Here is a 17,251-nt window from a genome sequence, read left to right on the forward strand (position 1 = left end):
GACCTCACACGGGGGTGCGGGTCCGGGTGAGAACACCGTTACGGACGGGCAACGGACGGGGCACGGTCGCGAAACCGCCCGTCCGTAGCGTCGTCAGCACCTTCCCGGGAACTCTCCTCGCTCTCGTCGTACCCCGCGGACGGTGACCGACCCGCCCCGACGCCCCCCAGGAGCCCGCCGTGACCGGACCTCAGACCGATCCCGCCCCCGCCCCGGCACCCGGTGCGCCCCGGCACCTCGTCGTCGTCGGTGGCGGCATGGTCGCGCAGCGGCTCGTCGAGGCGTTGCGCGCGCGCGACACCGGCGGCGTGTGGCGCGTCTCGCTCTTTGCCGAGGAGCCGCGCAAGCCCTACGACCGCGTCGCCCTGACGAGCTACTTCTCGGCCCGCGACGCCGACGAGCTCACGCTCGGCGACCCGGCGCTGTGGGACGACCCGCTGGTCACGCTGCACCGCGACTGCGCGGTGACGTCGATCGACCGCGACGCGAAGACCGTCACCGACCGGCTCGGGCGCGTGCACGCGTACGACGAGCTCGTCCTCGCGACCGGGTCGAACGCCGCGCGCCCCCCGATCCCCGGCAACGAGCTGCCCGGCGTGTTCGTCTACCGCACGATCGACGACGTCGCGGCGCTGCGGGGCTGGGTCGAGGAGAAGCGCCGCGACGCCACGACGGAGGGCGGCTGGGAGCGGCCCGTGCGCGGCGCCGTCATCGGCGGCGGGCTCCTGGGCCTGGAGGCCGCGGGCGCGCTCAAGGCGCTCGGCGCGCAGGCCACGGTCATCCAGTTCGGCACGCACCTGATGGACGCGCAGATCGACCTGGGCGGCGGCGAGGCGCTCAAGCGCCTCATCAACGGCATGGGCATCGCGGTGCGCTGCAGCACCGGGACCAAGGAGATGAAGGTCTCCCGCAAGACGGGCCACGTGGGCCGGCTGGACTTCGTCGACGGCGGGCGGCTCGACGTGGACGTCGTCGTCATGGCGACGGGCGTGCGGCCGCGCGACGAGCTCGCGCGTGCGGCGGGCCTGGAGGTCGGCGAGCGCGGCGGGGCGGTCGTGGACCTCGCGTGCCGCACCGAGGACCCGCACGTCTGGGCGATCGGCGAGGTCGCGTGCATCGAGGGTCGCTGCATCGGCCTCGTCGCCCCGGGCTACGCCATGGCGGAGGTCGTCGCGGACCGCCTGCTCGGCGGCGAGGCGACGTTCCCCGGCGCGGACACGGCGACCAAGCTCAAGCTCCAGGGGGTCGACGTCGCGAGCTTCGGCGACGCGTTCGGCCGCACCGAGGGCGCGATGGAGCTCGTGTGGGCGGACCCCGTCGCGGGCGTCTACAAGAAGCTCGTCCTGTCCGACGACGCGCGCACGCTTCTGGGCGGCGTGTTCGTGGGCGACGCGGCGCCGTACGCGTCGCTGCGGCCGATGCTGGGCACCGAGCTGCCGGGCGACCCGGGGCTGTTCCTGCTCCCCGAGGGGTCCGGGGGCGGGGCGCCGAGCCTCGAGCTGCCCGACGACGCCACGGTCTGCTCGTGCAACAACGTCAGCGCGGGCACGATCCGCGGCGCGGTGACGGAGCACGGGTGCACCGACCTCGCGGGCGTCAAGGCGTGCACCAAGGCCGGGACGAGCTGCGGGTCGTGCCTCCCGCTCGTCAAGAAGATCACGACGACCGAGCTCGCCCGGGCGGGCGTCGAGGTCTCGAACGCGCTGTGCGAGCACTTCGACCTCTCGCGCGCGCAGCTCTTCGACGCCGTGCGCGTCGCGGACCTGCACACGTTCAGCGAGATCGTGGGGCGGTTCGGTCGGGTTCCCGAACCGGTCACCGACACGCAGGGCGCCGTGCTCGTCCGTGACGCCGGGCGCGGCTGCGACATCTGCAAGCCCACGATCGCGTCGATCCTCGCGTCGCTCGGCAACGGGCACATCCTCGACGGCGAGCAGGCGACGCTGCAGGACACCAACGACCACGTCATGGCGAACATGCAGAAGGACGGCACGTACTCCGTCGTCCCGCGCATCCCCGGCGGCGAGATCACGCCCGACGGCCTGCTCGTCATCGGCCAGGTCGCCAAGGACTTCGGGCTCTACACGAAGATCACCGGCGGCCAGCGCATCGACATGTTCGGCGCGCGCATCGAGCAGCTCCCGCACATCTGGCGCCGGCTCGTCGAGCACGGGTTCGAGTCCGGGCACGCGTACGGCAAGTCGCTGCGCACGGTGAAGTCGTGCGTCGGGTCCACGTGGTGCCGGTTCGGCGTGCAGGACTCGGTCGGCATGGCCGTCGAGCTCGAGCTGCGCTACCGCGGGCTGCGCTCGCCGCACAAGATCAAGCTCGGGGTCTCCGGGTGCGCGCGCGAGTGCGCGGAGGCGCGCGGCAAGGACGTCGGCGTCATCGCGACGGACAAGGGCTGGAACGTGTACGTGGGCGGCAACGGCGGGTTCACGCCCCGGCACGCGCAGCTCCTCGCCGAGGACCTGGACGACGAGGCGCTCGTCCGCACCATCGACCGCTTCCTCATGTACTACGTCCGCACGGCGGACCGCCTGCAGCGCACGGCCACGTGGGTCGAGGACTACGAGGGTGGTCTCGACGCGATCCGCGAGGTGATCGTCGAGGACTCGCTCGGCCTCGGCGCGGACCTCGACGCCGCGATGGCCCGCCACGTCGGCGACTACGAGGACGAGTGGCGCGCGGTCCTGGAGGACCCGGAGAAGCTGCGCCGCTTCGGCTCGTTCGTCAACGCGCCCGCCGAGCCGGACCCCGACCTCGCGTACGTCACCGAGCGCGGCCAGATCCGGCCCGCGACGACGGACGAGCGCGCCGCCCTGGAGGAGGCCCGCGCCGCGGGTCTCGCCACCGTCCCCGCCGGCCCCGTGGTGATCGCCGGCACGACCCTGGAGGTCCGTCGATGAGCGTCGTGTCAGCAGAGCAGGCCGGCCCGGTGGCGGCGGAGACCACGGAGTGGGAGCGCGTGTGCCTCCTGCGCGAGCTCCTCGTCGAGCGCGGTGCCGCCGCCCTCGTGGGCGGCGTGCAGGTCGCGCTGTTCCGCCTCCCGGACGACACGGTGCGCGTCGTGCAGCAGCGCGACCCGTACTCCGGCGCGAACGTCATGTCGCGCGGCATCGTCGGGACGCGCGGCGGCGTGCCCACGGTCGCGGGGCCCATGTACAAGCAGGTCTTCGACCTCGCGACCGGCCGCTGCCTCGAGGCCGCCGGGTACGTGCCCGTCCAGGGCCTCGCCCCGGACCTGGTGACGTGGCCCGCGGAGGTGCGCGACGGCGTCGTGCACGTGGGGGCCCGCCGCCCCTCCGCCGGCGTCGAGGCCACGGACGGTGCGGCGTGACCACGCTGCTCGGCCTCGACCTCGCCGGGCGCACGGTCCTGGTCGCGGGCGGTGGCCCCGTCGCGGCCCGCCGCGCCCGGGCGATGGCCGACGACGGCGCGCACGTCCGCGTCGTCGCGCCCCAGGTCTGCGAGGACCTGCGCGACCTCGTCGCCGCCTCGCTGGGTGCGGGGTATCTGTCGTCGATCCGTCCTCGGGACGACAGCGACCCCGCACTCCGCGGAGGGGGCGTCACCTGGGCGCCGCGCGAGGTGCGCGAGTCCGACGTCGCGGACGCGTGGCTCGTGCTCGCCGCCACCGACGACTCGGGGACCAACCGCGACGTCGCCGCGTGGGCCGCGGCCCGACGCACCTGGTGCGTCAACGCCGGAGCCGCGCACGAGGGCACCGCGCGCACCCCCGCGACGACCCACAGCGGTGACGTGCTCGTCGGGGTCGTCACGGACGTCCCCCCGGCGCGCCTGTCAGCAGACCGTCGCGCGCGGGAGCGACGAGCCGCTGACGGCGTTGCGGATCGGCGGCGCGACGGCGGTGCGGACCCGCGGCGCGCCCGCGCCGTCCGCGACGCGATCGCCGAGCACCTGCGCTCCGGTGGCGCCGACCAGCGGCGCCACCGCCCGGCGTCCGGCGGGCTCGGGAGCGTGACGCTCGTCGGTGGCGGACCGGGCGCCGTCGACCTGCTCACCGTCCGGGGGCGCCGGGCGCTCGCGGAGGCGGACGTCGTCGTCGCCGACCGGCTCGGACCGGTCGACGTGCTCGACGAGCTCGCGCCGGGCGTGGAGGTCATCGACGTCGGCAAGACGCCCGGGAACCACCCCGTCCCGCAGCACGAGATCAACGCGATCCTCGTGGAGCAGGCGCAGCGCGGGCGGCGGGTCGTGCGGCTCAAGGGCGGCGACCCGTTCGTCTACGGGCGCGGCGGCGAGGAGGTCATCGCGTGCCGGGAGGCAGGCGTCCCGGTGGACGTCGTGCCGGGCGTGTCGAGCGCGCTAAGCGTGCCGGCGCTCGCGGGCATCCCGCTCACGCACCGGGGGACGGTCGCCGCGTTCCACGTGATCAGCGGGCACGACGGCCTCGACGACGCCGCGCTCGCCGGGGTGCGCGACCGCACGGCTACGCTGGTGGTCCTCATGGGTGTCTCGCAGCTCGCACGCATCACGGCCCAGGCGCTCGGCGCCGGGGCCGACCCCGCGCTGCCCGTCGCGATCGTGGAGAGCGGCTCGACGCCGCGCCAGCGCGTCACGCGGGCCCCGCTCGGCGAGGTCGTGGAGCGCGCCGCCCAGGTCGGGGTCCGGGCCCCGGCGATCATCGTGGTGGGGGACGTCGCCGCCGAGGGACGGCTCGACCCGGCGACGGTCGCGTGACCGGCACCGGCAGCACCGAGATCGACCCGCGCGTCGCGACGTCGACACCCGGAAGGTCGATCTCGGACGCTCGGGTCGATCTCGCGTCCGACACCGGCGGCGACCGACCCGCCCTCGGCCAGGTCATGGCCGGCTGCACGGTGCTCGTCACCGCGGACCGCCGCAAGAGCGAGCTCGCCGCCGCCCTCCAGCGCCGGGGTGCCGAGGTCCGTCACGCGCCCGCGCTGAGCATGATCCCGCACGCCGACGACGAGCAGCTCCTCGCGGGGACGCGCGACCTCGTCGAGCACCCGCCGGACGTCGTCGTCGTCACCACCGGCATCGGCTTCCGCTCCTGGGTCGAGGCCGCCGACGCGCACGGCCTCGCCGACCGCCTGCTCGAGGTCCTCGCCGACGCGCGGATCGTCGCGCGCGGGCCCAAGGCGCGCGGCGCGATCCAGGCCGCCGGGCTCACGGCCGACTGGGTCGCCGAGTCCGAGACGTCGGCCGAGATCGCCGACGTGCTGCTCGGCGAGGGCGTCGCCGGGCTGCGCATCGCCGTCCAGCACCACGGCGCCGGGGCAGACGGCCTCGACGTCGTCTTCGCCGAGGCCGGTGCCGAGGTCGCGAGCCTCGTCGTCTACCGGTGGGGGCCGCCGCCCGACCCCGAGGCGCTGCGCGCGTCCGTCGAGGCCGCGGCGGTCGGCGAGATCGACGCCGTCGTGTTCACCTCCGCGCCCGGCGCCGAGGCGTGGCTGAGCGCGGCGGAGGAGCACGGTGTCGGGCGGCTCGTCGTGTCGCGGTTCCAGGACGGGTCCATGGTCGCGGCGGCCGTCGGGCCGATCACCGCGAAGCCGCTGGAGCACCGCGGGGTCACGCCGCTCCAGCCCGAGCGCGGGCGGCTCGGTGCCCTCGTGCGCACGCTCGTCGCGCACTACGAGCAGGCCGAGACCGTCGCGCTCGCGACCGTCGCCGGCGCGCTCCAGATCCGCTCGCGCGTTGCCGTGCTCGACGGCGAGGTGCTGCCCCTCTCGCCCAGCAGCCTCGAGGTGCTGCGCCTCCTCGCCGCGCGCCGCGGCGAGGTCGTCACGCGCGACGACGTGCTCGACGTCCTGCCCGGCGACTCGCGCGACCCCCACGCGGCCGAGGTCGCCGTGGCCCGCCTGCGCGAGGCGACCGGGCGGCGCGACCTCGTCAGGACCGTCGTCAAGCGCGGATACCGATTGGAGCTCGCATGAGCGCGGAGATCCTGGCCTTTCCTTCGGGGGCGCCGTCCGGCCCGAGGGCGTCGTCCGACCCCGGTTCGAGGGCTGCGGACGGCGGGAGGCCCGGCGCCGCGCCCGTGCTGATCGGCTGCTCGCACGGCACGAGCGACCTCACGGGGCGCGACGTGATCCGCGCGCTCCTCGAGGACGTGCGCGCCGCGCGCCCCGACCTCGACGTCCGCGAGGCGTTCGTCGACGTGCAGCAACCCGAGGTCGCGGACGTCGTGACGTCGGTCGTCTCCCCGACCGCGGCCGTAGGCGACCCGCACGGTTCCGCGGCGGGCGTCGCGGACGGCTCCGCGGCGGACGGCGCGCAGCCGGGCGACGCGGTCGTCGTGCCGCTCCTGCTGTCCGCCGGGTTCCACGTGAGCGTCGACGTCGCGGCGGCGGTCGAGGACCGCGGCCCCGGCAGCGGTCGTGCGGCGGCGGGTTCGCCGCTGGGTCCCGACCCGCGGCTCGCCGACCTCCTCGCCGAGCGGCTCGCCGAGGCCGGCGTGCGCCCGGGCGACGCCGTCGTGCTCGCCGCCGCGGGGTCCAGCCGCCCCGGCGCCGCGCGCGACGTCGAGGAGCTCGCCGCCCGGCTCCGCGAGCGCGTCCCCCACCCCGTCACGGTGGGCTACGGCGCCATGGCGCAGCCCTCCGTGCCCGACGCCGTCGCCACCGCCCGCGCCGACCTCGCCCCCGGCGGGCGCGTCGTCGTCGCGGCCTACCTGCTCGCGCCGGGCTTCTTCTACGACCGCGTCCTCGAGGCGGGCGGCGACGTCGTCACCGCCCCGCTCGCGCCCGACCCCCGCCTCACGGCGATCGTCCTCGACCGCTACGCCGCCGCCGCGTCCACCCTCGCCCGCTGAGGGAGGACCCGGGTCGCCCGAGCAGGGCCCTGGCCTGCGTCGGCGACCCGCGTCCTACCCCGCCGGGGCCGGTCGGGTTCGGGGCGCGACGAGGAACGCCGTGAGCGCGACCGCGGCGGTGATCCCGAAGCACACGACGTAGGCGCCGAGGCCCAGCGCGTCGCGCAGCGCCCACAGCAGGGAGCCGGTGATCGCGAGCGCCACGGCGGCGGCCAGGGCGTTCGCGACCTGGAGGGCCGAGCTGTTGGCGCCCTGCTGCCGCACCGCGGACAGCTCCAGGGTGAGGACCGAGACCGTGGGGCTGACGAAGCCCATCCCCGTGCCGGCGACCGTCCAGGCGAGCATGCCGACGATCGTCGGCACGCCGGGCAGGGCCAGCAGCATGACGCCGCCGACGCCGAGGGTGATGAGCGCCGTCCCGAGCCGCACGTACGCGACGTGCGGCCAGGCCCAGCGTGCGTGCCCGCGCACCCAGGCGGCAGCCGACCACCCGACCGCCCCGAACGTCAGCACCGCGCCCGCCGCGGCGGGGGACAGGCCGCGCTCGTGCGACAGGAGGAGCGGCAGCAGCACCTCGGTCCCCGTGAAGGCCGCGCCGATGAGCGCGCCGATCGCGATCACCGCGGGCAGTCCCGACGCCGCGCGGGTGGTCCCGCGCGGGAGCAGGCGGGGGACGGCGGCGGCGATCACGCCGAGCGCGACGACGAGCAGCACGGCGAGCAGCAGCCCGTCGTGCTGGCCCGCGACGTGCAGGAGCCCGACCCCTGCCGCCGCGACGACCGCCCACCACAGGGGCGCGCGACCGGTCGCCCGGTCGGCGGGCGCGGCGCCGGTCGCCTCCCGGGGCGCGGCCGCCGCGGACACGGCTCGCAGACCGGGCCACATGAGGGCGAGCGCAGGGATGGCGAGGACCGGCACGGCGAGGAAGACCCAGCGCCAGCCTGCGTGTTGCACGACGATCCCGGCGATCGCGGGGCCGACGATCGACGGGACCATCCACGCCGCGGCGAACGCGGCGAAGACGCGGGGCCGCCGGTCCTCGGGGTAGACGCGCGCCACGAGGACGTACAGCGCCACGAGGTAGGTCCCGGAGCCGAGCCCCTGGAGCACGCGCCCGGCGACGAACACCTCCATGGTGGGTGCGAGCCCCGCGACGAGCAGACCGACGAGGAACAGGCCGACGCCGACGAGCAGCGGCGCCGCCGGACCCGAACGGTCGCCCCAGCGGCCGCCGACGACCATCCCGACCACGCTCGCCGCGATGGTCCCGGCGAAGGCGACGGCGTAGAGGGAGAGGCCGTCGAGCGCGGACGCGACCGTGGGCATGGCGGTCGCGACGGCCAGCGCCTCGAACGCCCCGAGGAGCACGAGCGCGAACATCCCGGACATGACGACCCGCTGGGTCGCGGCCGGCAGGGTGGGGGGACGGTCCTCGGGGACGAGGGGCGCGTCGTCGTGCGGCGGCGCGGCGTCGGGTCCGGGCGCGGGCGGGAGCGTGTCCGCGCCGGCGGGGGCGGAGGTCGCCGAGCCGTGGGCGCGCGTCATACGAGCACGACCTTCCCGGTCGTCGCGCGCTCCTCGAGCTCGCGGTGCGCGCGGGCGGCCTCGGCGAGAGGCACCTGGTGCGTGACGACGTGCCACGTCCCGTCTGCGGCGAGCGCGAGCGCGCGCTCCTGCAGGGTGAAGAGGTCGCCCCACGGGCGTGCCTGTGGCCCGACGGCCCACCGCACCTCGGGGCCGCCGTCGCCGGGGTCGTCCGCCGCGCGGTTGCCCTCGCCCGACGACCATCCGAAGAGCACGAGCCGCCCGCCCGGCGCGACGAGCGTGGCCGCGGCCGTCCCCGGGTCGCCACCCACGCCGTCGAGCAGGACGGTCGCCCCGTCGGGGGCGTGCTGCCCGACGACGGCCCGCGCCGCGTCGAGCCAGGCGTCGGCCCGGTAGTCGATCACGACGAGCCGCTCGGCATGCGGCTCCCGGGCGAGCGAGCGCACGAGCGCGACCTTCTCGGGACCGCCCGCGAGCCCGACGACGCGTGCCCCGGCCGCGAGCGCGCTCTGCACGAGGAGCGTGCCGAGACCGCCGGCTGCGGCCGTGACGACCACGGTGTCGGACGCGGTGATCTCGGCGAGGTCGAGGATGCCGACGGCGGTGCGGCCGGTCCCGATCATGGCGAGCGCGTCGGGCGCGGTGACGTGGTCGGGGACGCGGTGCAGCGCACCGACGGGGACGACGGCGAGCCGCGCGTACCCGCCGCCGTCGGGGGTGGCACCCAGGTGGGCGGCGACGCGGCGGCCGCGCCACGCGGCGTCGACCCCGGGCCCGACGACGTCCACGACCCCGGCGACCTCGCGTCCCGGGATCGTGGGCAGGGCGGGCAGCGGGAGGGGGCCGCCCGCGGCCTCGCCCCGGCGCAGGGTCGTGTCGAGCAGGTGGACGCCGTGCGCCCGGACTGCGACGAGGACCTCGCCCGGCCCGGGGACGGGGTCGGGGACCTGGTCGAGGACGAGGTTCTCGGGTGGTCCGAACGCGTGCAGGCGGATGGCGTCCACGGGGGCTCCTTCTGTGGCGACGGGGCCGCGCCGGAGCGGCGGCACGCGACCCGGTCCGGGCGCGCCCTGCTAGTCTCGAACCTCAACAAATGTTGAGGTCAAGCATCTGCGGCGGACCACCGTCGCAGCCGGTCCGCCGAGGAGCCCGCGTGCCCGACGACGTCCCGTCCCCGAGCGACGAGCTCACCGTCGGCCAGCTCGCCGCGCGCAGCGGCGTCGCGGTGTCCGCGCTGCACTTCTACGAGCGCGAGGGGCTCATCACGAGCCGCCGGACCCCCGGCAACCAGCGGCGCTTCGCGCGCGAGACGCTGCGCCGGGTCGCGTTCGTGCGCGCGTCCCAGCGCGTCGGCATCCCGCTCGCGCGCATCCGCGCCGCGCTCGCGACGCTGCCTGGCGACCGGACGCCCACCGCCAAGGACTGGCACCGCCTCTCGGCGGGGTGGCACGCCGACCTCGACGCGCGCATCGAGCAGCTCACGCGCCTGCGCGACCACCTCACGGACTGCATCGGCTGCGGGTGCCTGTCGCTGCGCAGGTGCGTCCTCGTCAACCCGCACGACGCGCTCGCCGACGAGGGCCCGGGCCCGCGGACCCTGCTCGTGGAGGGGATCGAGGACTGAGCGCCGGACGTCAGGCCGGCGCGAGCAGCGACCCGAAGCTCGTGCGCCGGCGCAGCGCGAACCCCAGCCGCTCGTACACGCCGATCGCGACAGTGTTCTCGGCCGCGGCGTGCAGGAACGCTCGGTCGCCCCGCTCCTGCACGTGGAACGCGACGTCGCGGACGAGGCGCGACGCGAGGCCGCGTCCCCGGTGCGCGGCGTCGGTCGTCACGGCGCTGATCTCCGTCCAGCCCGCGGGGTGCAGGCGCTCGCCCGCCATCGCGACGAGCCGGCCGGCGTCGTCCCGGAACCCGACGTAGCGCCCGAGCAGGTAGGTGCGCGCCTCGAACGGCCCGGGGCGGCTGCGCTCGACGAGCGCGAGCATGTCCGGCACGTCGGCCGCGCCGAGCACGACGGCCTCCGGGTCGGGACGGGTGACCAGACGCCCGGTCTCGACGAGCTGGACCCCCTCCACGCGGGCCTCGAGCGTCCAGCCCGTCGGCAGGTCGACGCCCTGGGGCGGCGCCGAGAAGCGTCCGCCCGGCCCGACGAGCGTCGCGATCGCGTCCCACACCCCGGGCTCGTCCCACGAGCGCACGCCCGTGATGGGCGAGACGTCGGCCGGGTAGCGGCGCGCGAGGTCGTCGCCCTCGGCGAGGTGCGCGTGGGCGCCGGTGAGGGCGCTCCACGACGGGTTGTCCAGGGCGGCGTCGTCGACGCCGGTGGCGTCGGGCGTCGTGCTCGTCGCGGTCATCGTGCTCCTCCTCGCCCGGTCGCCCGGGTGCGTGTCGTCGTCAGTGCCGTCGTCACGGTCGTCCGGCCGTGCGTGTCCTCCCGGGCGAACGCTCGCGGGCGCGCGCCTCTTCCAGGTGCGCTCAGCCCTCCCACCGGTCCCGGTGGACGACCTCCGCGAGGGGCCGACGGCGCGGCTCGGACCAGCGCCCGCGCGCCGGGTAGCCGAGCGGGACCAGGCCCATCGTCAGCGCGTCGCCGGGCAGGCCGAGGAGCGCGGCGACGTCGCGCTCGCGGACCGTGTGGAAGGTCGTGAGCGTCGTCCCGAGCCCGTAGGCCCGGGCGGCGAGCACGAGGTTCTGCACCGCGCCGTAGATCGAGGCGCCGAGCCGGGGGTCCGTCGATCCCGCCGCGTTCCGCAGCACCGGCACGACCCACACCGGCGCCTCCTCCAGGTGCAGGGCCAGGTGCTCGACGGCGCGGAAGCCCGCGTCGCTCACGCCCGCGTCGTCGGTCGCGGCCCCGAGGACGGCGTCGCGGCGGTCCCCGTACGCGGCGCGCCACCCCTCGCGGTACCACTCGGCGATCTGCGCCTTGGTGGCCGGGTCCGTCACGACGACCCAGGCCCACTGCTGGCGGTTGCCCCCGCTGGGGCCGCGGACCGCAGCGTCGAGGATCGCGTCGAGCACGTCGTCCGGCACCGCGTCCGGCGAGAGGTAGCGGCGCGACGGCGTCGAGTGGAGCGCTCGAAGGATGGACAGATCCTCAGGTGTGGTCACGGTCGCCGAGGGTACGGGCTACCATCCGGCGCGTTCGCGGGTCCCGGCCACCGTCTCGCAGGGTGGTCGTCTCCCGCGGCGCGTCCTGATCCACAGGCCTCGGACGGGGGAGCAGATGGTCACGGAAGTGCCGGTCACGGACGTGCTGGTGGCAGTGCACGTCGACACGGGGGAGCACGACGACGCCGAGAGCCTGCGGGCGCGCGTCGCCGCGCTGGAGGGCGCGGGCGTGCACGCGCTGACCTTCGCGCCCGGGTCGGACGGCGGGCTCACCGCCGTCGAGGCCGCCGCCTTCGCGGCGGCGTGGACCGAGCGCGTCGGGCTCGTCGCCGTCGTCAACCCCGTGCACGCGGAGCCGTTCCACCTGTCCAACCAGCTCTCCAGCCTCGACCGCGTCTCCCGCGGCCGCGCCGGGTGGTGGCTCGACATGGTCGACGACGCCGCCCACGCCCGCGCGCACGGCACCGAGCCCGTCGGGTTCGACGACGCGTCCGCGCTCGCGCAGGACGTGGCCGAGGTGGTCGAGGCCGCCCGGCTCCTCTGGGACTCGTGGGCCGACGGCGCGCTCGTCGCCGACCGTGCGACCGGCCGCTTCCTCGACGCCGAGCGGGTCCGCCACGTCGACTTCGTCGGGCAGCGGTTCGCCGTCAAGGGCCCGGCGCTCCTGCCACGGCCTCCGCAGGGCCAGGTCCCGGTCCTCGCCGAGGCGCGGTGGCTCCCTGCGGGGGCCCGCGACGTCACCGTGGTCGGCGAACCGGCGGTCGTCGACCTCGCCGGTGGGCCCGTGCTCGTCGACGTCGCGGTCACCGGCGAGCCGGATCGTGCCGTCGAGGTCGTCGGCCGCGTCGCCGGGGCGGACGCGTCCCTCGTCGCACCGGACGAGCGGACGCGCCCCTCCCCGCTGGTCGTCCGCCTCGTGCCGGACCGGTCGGACGAGGCGGGGGCCGCCGTCGGGCAGGTCCTGGAGACGCTCCGTGCACGGGGACTGACCGCCCCGCCGCCCGGCCCTGGCAGGACGCTGCGCGACCAGCTCGGGCTGGAGCGCCCGGTGGGCCGGACCGGCCACGCCGCCACGACGATCGGAGCACGACGATGAGCGCACCGACGGCCCCCTCGGCCACCGGCAGGCCCCGCCGCGAGCTGCACCTCGCGGCGTTCTTCCCGTTCGGCCCGCACTACGACTGGACGTCCGTCGCCGACCCGACGACCTACTACGACGCCGAGACCTATGCCGCGCTCGCTCGCGCGGCCGAGCGCGGGCTGTTCTCGGCCATGTTCCTCGGCGACAGCCAGCGGTTGCGCGAGCACCTCGGGCGGGTCAACGACACGGTCGTGACCGGGCGCCCGGACCAGCTCGTCCTCTTCGCGCACCTCGCCGCCCGCACGCAGCACCTCGGGTTCGTCGCCACGCTCAACACGACGTTCGCCGCCCCGGCGGACCTCGCGGCGCGGGTCGCCACGGTCGACCGGCTCAGCGGCGGGCGCGCGGGCTGGAACGTCGTCACGACGAACGACGCCTGGACCGGGGCGAACTTCCGTCGCGGCGGCTACCTGCCGCGCTCCGAGCGCTACCGCTCGGCCGAGGAGCACCTCGCGCTCGTCCACGCCCTGTGGGACGCCGACCGCGGGGTGACGGTGCGCCGCACGGGCACGCACCACGACGTCGTCGCGACCGCGACCCTGCCCCCGTCGGCGCAGGGTGCTCCCGTGATCTTCCAGGCGGGCGAGTCCGACGAGGGCCGCGACTTCGCCGCCCGGCACGCCGAGGGCATCTTCTCGCGGTACCTCGAGCCCGAGGCGGCGGCCGCGTTCGCCGCCGACCTGCGCCGTCGGCTCGTCGCGCACGGACGCCCCGCGGACGACCTGCGGATCTTCCCCGCGGCGAGCATCACCCTGGGAGACACCGCGGCGGAGGCGCGGGAGAAGGCGGAGTGGTTCCACCGCCGGACCTGGACGGACCGCATGGTCGTCGCGGTGGTCGAGGCGGTGTGGGGGCGCGACCTCTCGTGGCTCGACCCCGACGGCCCGCTGCCCGACGTGGATCCCGTCTCGGCCGAGCAGACGCGCACCCACGGCGTCGTCAACAGCCGCGACAACCCCGTGGAGACCGCGGCCGCGTGGCGCCGCCTCAGCGCCGAGCAGGGACTGACCGTGCGCGGCCTCGTCGACTCGCTGCACGCCGCGGCCGCGTTCGTCGGGACGCCGTCGTCGGTCGCGGACCGGCTGGCGGCGGCGGTGCGGGCCGGGGAGCTCGACGGCATCAACCTCACGCCGCAGTCGGTCCCGGACGGGTTCGACGACGTCGTCGACCGGCTGGTGCCCGAGCTCCAGGAACGGGGCGTGTACCGCACCCGCTACCCCGGCACGACGCTGCGCGAGAACCTCGGTCTGCGCGCGCCCGTCCACCTCCGGCTCGCCGCCGCGGGGTGACGTCCGCCCGGGCGGGCGCCGGCCCGCCGCACCGGGTGGCGTGGGCGCGGGCGGCACGGGTGCGGCCGGGTGGTCACCAGTTCTTGGTGCCGCTCCCGCTGCCGTCGCCCGGGTCGGTCCCGGTGCCGGGCTGGTCGCCGTAGAGGTCGCGGTACTCCTGCTCGAGGCGCTCCTGCTCGTCGCGCGCCTCCGAGCCCTGCTGCTGGAGCTCCTCCTGGCGCTGCTGCTCCTCGCGCTCGGCCTGGCTCTGCTGGTCCCCGCCCTCGGAGCCCTCGCCTCCCGAGGCCTCGGACTGCTCGTCGCCCTCGGAGCCCTCGCCCTCCTGGGTGTCGCCGCCGCCCTGGTTCTCAGGCTGGGAGTCCTGCGCCTGCTGCTGCTTGTCCTGGAGGCGCTGCTGCGCGGCCTCGTTCTGCTGCTCCTGCTCAGGGGTCTGCTCGGACTCCCCGCAGTCGGGCCAGCCGCGGACCTGCTCGGCGGTCGCGTACTCCTGCTCGGCGTACTCGTACCAGTCCTGGACGTCCTGGCGCAGCTCCTCCGGGTCGGGCTCCTCGCTCCCGTCGCCGTACGGGTCGAGGACCTCCTCGTCGTACGGCAGCCCCGCGTCGCGGGCGGCGATGGCCTCCTCGACGAGCGCGAGCTCCGCCGCCTTGCCGTCCGCGTACTCCATGTCGCCGTCGCCCTGGATCTCGTAGGCGAGCGACAGGTTCGTCTGGATCATGCAGCGTTCCTCGGGCGTCTCGTGCTCCGCGAGGTCGTACGCGCGGTCGAGGGACGTGATCGCGTCGTACAGCGCCCACGAGTCCTCGGAGCGCGCGAGCGCGGTCCCGTGGTTGAAGTGCGCCTTCCACGGCTCGACGATGTTGAAGGTCCGCTGGATCCCGTAGTAGTCCGCCGCGGTCGTCGCCTCCCCGGCCTCGTAGCGGTCCTTGGCCGTCGCGGCGATCGGCGCGAGGAGCGCCAGCTTGACCCCGAGGACGACGAGCGCGAGCACGACGGGCAGCGTCCCGACGAGCCACCAGGTGCGCCGGCGCAGCCGCGCGGCGCGCAGCGCCGCGACACCCGTCGGGCGCGGCTTCCGCCGCCCCGTCGGGGGCGTCGGGGGAGAGGGCCAGGTCATCGACGCACCTCCACCCGGTCCGCCGTGGGGGTGCCCGACGGCGACCGGTCGCCGTCGCCGTGCGCCCCCGGTTCCCCTGCGCCCGGGCCGGGCGCGGGTCCGCCGGTCGCCGACGCCCGGGCCGTCGTCGGGCGCACGAGCGAGCGGCTGGCCGAGCGCGACCAGAACCACGCCTCGAGGCCGAGCAGCGCGACGAGCGCGAGCGCGAACGGCCAGACGACCGGGCGGTACGCCGTGACGTCGCGCCGGCCGTCCGCCGCGACCTGCTGCGGGTCGACGCCCGCGACGAGCGACGCCGTCTCCGACGGCTCCTGCCGGTGCACGTAGGGCACGCCGAGCTGGTCGGCGAGCGCGGTGAGCGACTCCTCGTCGAGCACGGACAGCGCCTCCACGGGCTCGCCGTCCTGGCTCGGCTGCGACCAGTCGATGATGTACTCCGCCTCCTCGGGCTCGACGTCCGGGTCGTACTCCTTCATGCGGCCGCCCTCGGCCGTGCCGTAGCCGAGCACGGCGCCGCCGTCGACGAGCGGCGCCAGGTCGGCGAACGACCGCGGCTCGCCCTCCGCCGTCTGCTCGCCGTCGGTGAGGAAGAAGACGAGGCGCACGTTCGCCGGGTGCTGCTCGGCGGACCCCTGGAGCGCGGAGCGCAGCTCGTCGAGGGGCCGGTCCGTGAGCGAGCCCTGCGAGTACCGCGTGATCTCGCGGTGGAACGTGTCCGCCCACGACGTGATCGCGCGCGCGTCGGTCGTCAGGGGGAGCTGGCGCGAGGCCTGCGAGTCGAACGAGATGATCGAGTACCGGGCGCCCGGGATCGCCTCGGTGAGGCTCCTGATGTCGTGCCGCACGCCGTCGAGCCGCTCCTGGCCTCCCTCGGGCCCGTAGTCCTCGGCCGCCATGGACCCGGTGCGGTCGACGACGAAGAACATGTCGACGTTCGCGACCGACGTGTCGCGGTCCGTCGACGCGACCGACGGCGCGAGCCCGATGATCCCGAGCAGGACCACCGCTCCGGCGCGGCGCAGCCAGGCCGCGCGCGGGGCACCCGGGCGCGGGGCGCCGTCGGGCCCGGGGCGTCCGGCCACGACCGCCTGCCACACGGCCAGGCCGAGCAGGGGCAGGACGAGCAGCGCGAGCGCCCACACGGGCACGAGCGGCTGCAGCGTCACTCCTCCGAGAGTCATCGCGTCACTCCTTCACCCGCCACGCGACGACGAGCAGCAGCGCGACGCCGAGGACCGCGACGAGGAACCAGCCCGCGGGCCGGTCCGTGACGATCACCTCGGGCGACGCGTCGAGCTCGACCGCCTGCTGCGCGACGACGTCGTCGACCATGCCCTGCACCGCGGCCGGGTCGTCGGCGAGGAAGTAGAGGCCGCCGCCGTCCTCGACCGTGCTGCGGTACTCGCTCTCCTCCGGGGTGCCCTCGTAGCGCTGCGAGCCGCCGAAGATCCCGTGCAGCGTGATGTCGCGCGACGCGACGAGGTCGGCCGCCTGGGGGAGCGTGTAGATCGGCTCGCCGGACACGTAGTTGTCGGTCGCGAGGATGATCGAGCGCGAGCGCTCGGTGTCCTCCGCGTCGAACTGGAGCGCGCAGCTCGCGAGCCCGTCGCCGATGAGGCTCGCCCCGGAGAGGTTCGCCGTCGTCCCGGCGGTGAACTGCGCGTACTCGAGGATCTCCGCGTCGTCCGACCCGCCCGTGTAGTCGAAGGTGGACGGGTCCTTGTCGAGCGCGTCGATGCCGCCCTGGAGCTCCTCCTGCACGAGCGTGTAGTCGTCCGTGAGGGGGAAGACCGTGCGCGACGACGAGTTGAAGATCGACAGCGCGATCCGCTCGCCCTCGAAGCTGTCCACGAGCTCCTGGAACACCTTGAGCACGGCGCCGTCGTACTCGATCATCGAGCCCGACACGTCCAGGCACAGCACGATGTCGCGCGTGCCGAGGCGGTCGACCACGACGTCCGTCTCGACCGGGCGCGCCGCCACCGCCCCGGCGCCGACGACCGCGACGAGCAGCCCCGCCGCCGTGAGCCCCTGCAGCACGCGGTAGCGCCGCACCCACGCGGCGAACGCCGGCACGCGCGCGAGGTACTCGGAGTTCGCGACCCACAGCACGCCGGCGTCGGCGTCACGCCTCCGGCGGTGCCGGGCGAGCCACCAGGCGACCGCGCCCGCGGCGAGGACGGCGGCGACGAGCACGACCCACAGCCACGGCCACAGGATCGACGCGCCCTGGGGTCCGGGCACGA

At 76.0% G+C, this 17,251-nt stretch carries 15 protein-coding genes; 8 read left to right on the forward strand and 7 right to left on the reverse strand.

Features of this window, described 5'->3' with window-relative positions; all coding sequences use genetic code 11:
- Positions 1-257 precede the first annotated feature (257 nt).
- The 5 genes from nirB to JOE63_RS03535 all read left to right on the forward strand — a co-directional run bounded on the left by nirB (position 258) and on the right by JOE63_RS03535 (position 6,799).
- The gene (gene nirB, locus JOE63_RS03515; protein WP_204543421.1) at positions 258-2,909 is read left to right on the forward strand and encodes a nitrite reductase large subunit NirB; all 2,652 of its coding nucleotides are present in this window, start codon (positions 258-260) and stop codon (positions 2,907-2,909) included.
- On the forward strand, positions 2,906-3,340 hold the full coding sequence (gene nirD / locus JOE63_RS03520) for a nitrite reductase small subunit NirD (protein ID WP_204539184.1): 435 nt from the start codon (positions 2,906-2,908) through the stop codon (positions 3,338-3,340). Before nirB ends, nirD begins: the two co-directional genes overlap by 4 nt.
- Entirely contained in the window at positions 3,337-4,704 is a 1,368-nt protein-coding gene (gene cobA / locus JOE63_RS03525; protein WP_204539187.1) for a uroporphyrinogen-III C-methyltransferase, read from the forward strand. The genes nirD and cobA overlap by 4 nt, the downstream gene beginning before the upstream one ends.
- A 125-nt stretch (positions 4,705-4,829) precedes the next feature.
- Positions 4,830-5,921 (forward strand): uroporphyrinogen-III synthase, encoded by a 1,092-nt coding sequence (locus JOE63_RS03530; RefSeq protein WP_204543423.1) that lies wholly within the window; start codon positions 4,830-4,832, stop codon positions 5,919-5,921.
- Positions 5,918-6,799, forward strand: a complete 882-nt coding sequence (locus JOE63_RS03535; RefSeq protein WP_204539190.1) for a sirohydrochlorin chelatase — start codon at positions 5,918-5,920, stop codon at positions 6,797-6,799. The genes JOE63_RS03530 and JOE63_RS03535 overlap by 4 nt, the downstream gene beginning before the upstream one ends.
- Positions 6,800-6,853: 54 nt before the next feature.
- Here JOE63_RS03535 and JOE63_RS03540 read toward each other — a convergent pair whose 3' ends face one another.
- Together JOE63_RS03540 and JOE63_RS03545 are read right to left on the reverse strand one after the other, a co-directional pair.
- The gene (locus JOE63_RS03540; protein WP_204539193.1) at positions 6,854-8,344 is read right to left on the reverse strand and encodes an MFS transporter; all 1,491 of its coding nucleotides are present in this window, start codon (positions 8,342-8,344) and stop codon (positions 6,854-6,856) included.
- Positions 8,341-9,348 (reverse strand): alcohol dehydrogenase catalytic domain-containing protein, encoded by a 1,008-nt coding sequence (locus JOE63_RS03545; protein WP_204539197.1) that lies wholly within the window; start codon positions 9,346-9,348, stop codon positions 8,341-8,343. Before JOE63_RS03545 ends, JOE63_RS03540 begins: the two co-directional genes overlap by 4 nt.
- A gap of 149 nt (positions 9,349-9,497) precedes the next feature.
- Between JOE63_RS03545 and soxR the strand changes: the two genes are divergently transcribed.
- Positions 9,498-9,968 carry a redox-sensitive transcriptional activator SoxR gene (soxR, locus tag JOE63_RS03550; protein WP_244286351.1) on the forward strand — a complete coding sequence of 157 codons (471 nt, stop codon included), beginning with the start codon at positions 9,498-9,500 and terminating at the stop codon, positions 9,966-9,968.
- A gap of 10 nt (positions 9,969-9,978) precedes the next feature.
- On the opposite strand, the gene JOE63_RS03555 is transcribed toward soxR, so the two are convergent.
- Positions 9,979-10,701, reverse strand: a complete 723-nt coding sequence (locus JOE63_RS03555; RefSeq protein WP_204539204.1) for a GNAT family N-acetyltransferase — start codon at positions 10,699-10,701, stop codon at positions 9,979-9,981.
- A 121-nt stretch (positions 10,702-10,822) separates the two neighbouring features.
- Positions 10,823-11,458 carry a nitroreductase family protein gene (locus JOE63_RS03560; protein ID WP_087470770.1) on the reverse strand — a complete coding sequence of 212 codons (636 nt, stop codon included), beginning with the start codon at positions 11,456-11,458 and terminating at the stop codon, positions 10,823-10,825.
- Between the two features lie 115 nt (positions 11,459-11,573).
- Here JOE63_RS03560 and JOE63_RS03565 point away from each other — a divergent pair, with 115 nt between their 5' ends.
- Positions 11,574-12,554 carry an LLM class flavin-dependent oxidoreductase gene (locus JOE63_RS03565; RefSeq protein ID WP_204539207.1) on the forward strand — a complete coding sequence of 327 codons (981 nt, stop codon included), beginning with the start codon at positions 11,574-11,576 and terminating at the stop codon, positions 12,552-12,554.
- Positions 12,551-13,888, forward strand: coding sequence for an LLM class flavin-dependent oxidoreductase (locus tag JOE63_RS03570; protein WP_204539210.1), 1,338 nt, complete (start codon positions 12,551-12,553; stop codon positions 13,886-13,888). Before JOE63_RS03565 ends, JOE63_RS03570 begins: the two co-directional genes overlap by 4 nt.
- A gap of 73 nt (positions 13,889-13,961) precedes the next feature.
- On the opposite strand, the gene JOE63_RS03575 is transcribed toward JOE63_RS03570, so the two are convergent.
- From JOE63_RS03575 to JOE63_RS03585, 3 genes are read right to left on the reverse strand one after another with little or no spacing between them, the layout of a single operon-like run.
- Positions 13,962-15,005: a hypothetical protein gene (locus tag JOE63_RS03575; RefSeq protein ID WP_204539213.1), complete on the reverse strand. Its 1,044-nt coding sequence runs from the start codon at positions 15,003-15,005 to the stop codon at positions 13,962-13,964.
- Entirely contained in the window at positions 15,002-16,186 is a 1,185-nt protein-coding gene (locus JOE63_RS03580; protein ID WP_204539216.1) for a vWA domain-containing protein, read from the reverse strand. Before JOE63_RS03580 ends, JOE63_RS03575 begins: the two co-directional genes overlap by 4 nt.
- 4 nt (positions 16,187-16,190) lie before the next feature.
- Positions 16,191-17,249, reverse strand: a complete 1,059-nt coding sequence (locus tag JOE63_RS03585) for a vWA domain-containing protein (protein ID WP_204539218.1) — start codon at positions 17,247-17,249, stop codon at positions 16,191-16,193.
- Between the last annotated feature and the right edge of the window lie 2 nt (positions 17,250-17,251).

Source organism: Cellulosimicrobium cellulans (genome assembly GCF_016907755.1).
Taxonomy (GTDB): Bacteria; Actinomycetota; Actinomycetes; order Actinomycetales; family Cellulomonadaceae; genus Cellulosimicrobium; species Cellulosimicrobium cellulans_D.